3 protein-coding genes are annotated in these 1,561 nt (G+C 69.8%); 1 reads left to right on the top strand and 2 read right to left on the bottom strand.

All coding sequences use genetic code 11. The features are described from left to right. The coding region (locus AC1DOC_RS33100; protein WP_478131502.1) for an SDR family NAD(P)-dependent oxidoreductase at positions 1-216 on the bottom strand (216 nt) is incomplete at its 3' end. 176 nt (positions 217-392) lie between these two features. On the opposite strand from AC1DOC_RS33100, the gene AC1DOC_RS33095 reads away from it, so the two are divergent. Beyond that, a complete protein-coding gene (locus tag AC1DOC_RS33095; protein ID WP_478080158.1) occupies positions 393-722 on the top strand; it encodes a hypothetical protein in 330 nt (109 codons plus the stop codon). 9 nt (positions 723-731) lie between these two features. Here the strand turns inward: AC1DOC_RS33095 and tgt are convergent. Beyond that, positions 732-1,561, bottom strand: an 830-nt coding sequence (gene tgt / locus AC1DOC_RS33090; protein ID WP_478131501.1) for a tRNA guanosine(34) transglycosylase Tgt, incomplete at its 5' end; no start/stop codon positions are given.

The raw sequence follows: 1,561 nt of genomic DNA, 5'->3' as shown, positions 1-1,561 counted from the left end.
GAACAGTGCGGGCGTGTCGCCCTGCAGTTGCGCCGCGAGCGCGGTGCCGGCGGCCGTGTCGAGGTCGCAGAAGCCGACCTTCGCGCCCTGCGCATGGAAGGCCCGCACCAGCGCCTCGCCGATGCCGCTCGCGCCGCCGGAGATGAAGACGGTGCGGCCGGCCAGCGAGGGATAGCGGGCGGTGTAGGACGAAAGTGGTGAGGCGTCGGTGGTCATGTGAGTGCAGCAACGGCGATGGACACGGGCGGCAAGCGTACCGGATGGGCGTGCCCCTGCCGCGCGAGGGGCCGCCGGCCGGCGTATGGCTTACGGCGAATGGCCGGCGCGGCCGTGCGCAGCTACGCTTCTTCTCCATGACGACGAACACGCTTCCCCGCCGAACCCTTCTTGGCTTGGCGCTTCTTCCCGCCGCGCTGGCGGTGCGCCCGGTGCGCGCCCAGGCGGCGGCCTCCATGCAGCTCTTCAAGGTGGTCTCGCCGCGCGACGAGGTGATCGTGGGCGCCGATGCGGCGCAGCTGGGCCCGGGCTCCAGCCCGGCCGTGGAGCGGCTGGCCGCTCAGCTCGCGGCCAAGGGCCAGCTCACGCTGTGGCAGTACGCCTCGCACAAGGACGCGGGCGGCGCGCTGGTGCAGGCGCCGCTCAGGCAGGTCGTGGTGTTCAGGAACGAGCTGCTGCGCATCGAGCCTTACGCCACGCCGCTCGCGATCCAGCCGCCGAAGTAGCCCTGCGCCTCAGATGCCGCGCGCGCGCTCCGACTTGAAGCGCGCGCGGAATTCCGCGAAGGTGCCCGCCTCGAGCGATTCGCGGACCTCGCGCATCAGGTTCAGGTAGTAGTGCAGGTTGTGGATGGTGGCGAGCATCGGCCCGAGCATCTCGGCGCAGCGGTCGAGGTGGTGCAGGTAGGCGCGGCTGAAGCCCTCGCGCCCGCCGTCGTTCCAGCTCACGCCCGAGGTGCCCGCGCAGGCATGGCAGGTGCAGCTCGGGTCGATGGGCTGCGGATCGTTCTTGTGGCGCGCATTGCGCATCTTCAGGTCGCCGAAGCGCGTGAACAGCGTGCCGTTGCGCGCATTGCGCGTGGGCATCACGCAGTCGAACATGTCGACGCCGTCGGCCACGCCCTGCACCAGGTCTTCGGGCGTGCCCACGCCCATCAGGTAGCGCGGCTTGTTCGCGGGCAGCCGGTGCGGCGTGTGGCCCATGATGTGCAGCATCTCCTCCTTGGGCTCGCCCACGCTCACGCCGCCGATGGCATAGCCCGGAAAGTCCATGTCGACCAGCGCCGCGAGCGATTCCTCGCGCAGGTTCTCGAACATGCCGCCCTGCACGATGCCGAACAGCGCGTTCGGATTCTGGAGCCGCGCGAACTCGTGCTGGCAGCGCTTGGCCCAGCGCAGGCTCAGCTCCATCGAGATGCGCGCCTCGGCCTCGGTCGTGATGTGGCCCTTGGTGTCGTAGGGCGTGCACTCGTCGAACTGCATCACGATGTCGCTGTTGAGGATGGTCTGGATCTGCATCGACACCTCGGGCGTGAGGAACAGCTTGTCGCCGTTGACGGGCGAGG

The organism is Variovorax sp. 01T439_2, from assembly GCF_056398445.1.
The sequence above is the reverse complement of the archived record's forward strand: the minus strand, read 5'-3'. Positions and strand labels throughout refer to the sequence as shown.